We start from the raw sequence: 447 nt of genomic DNA, 5'->3' as shown, positions 1-447 counted from the left end.
CAGCGTACGGCCTGCTCGCCGCCGACGAGAAGCGCGACGCCGTACGGACGTATCAGCGCTCGCTCGACGCTGTCGACCCCGACGATGTCGATGCAGTATACGAGGCGCTGGCCGAAGAACTGTTAGCCGAGGTCAGCGACCGCGAGGCGGCCACACGGTACAAGCGCGAAGTCCGCGAGACGAAACAAGAGAACGAGCGACGACAGCGCCAAGATGCGCCGATGGTCGGCGACGACTTCGTCGACGCCCGTGAAATCACCCGTGCCGAAGCGAAGCGCCGGACTCGAATCCGAGAGCTCAAACAGCGCGTCGTCGACCAGACGCCCGGCCTCGACAGCACACAGAACGTCCGAGTCCGGCGCGACGGAAACAGGCTCGTCGCCTCGCTCACGACCATCGGTCAGCACAACGTCCGCGACTATCAGGTCGAACAACAGCGAAACGCAC

Annotated in this window: 1 pseudogene; it reads left to right on the top strand. The window is 64.7% G+C overall.

Annotated elements, in window-relative coordinates:
* Positions 1-447: pseudogene (locus tag DVK03_RS19530) on the top strand (hypothetical protein); the annotation flags it as partial.

It is taken from the genome of Haloferax sp. Atlit-109R (assembly GCF_003665865.1).
GTDB classification, from domain to species: domain Archaea; phylum Halobacteriota; class Halobacteria; order Halobacteriales; family Haloferacaceae; genus Haloferax; species Haloferax volcanii.
Note: the sequence above shows the minus strand (reverse complement) of the source record. Positions and strands in the feature narration are given on the sequence as shown.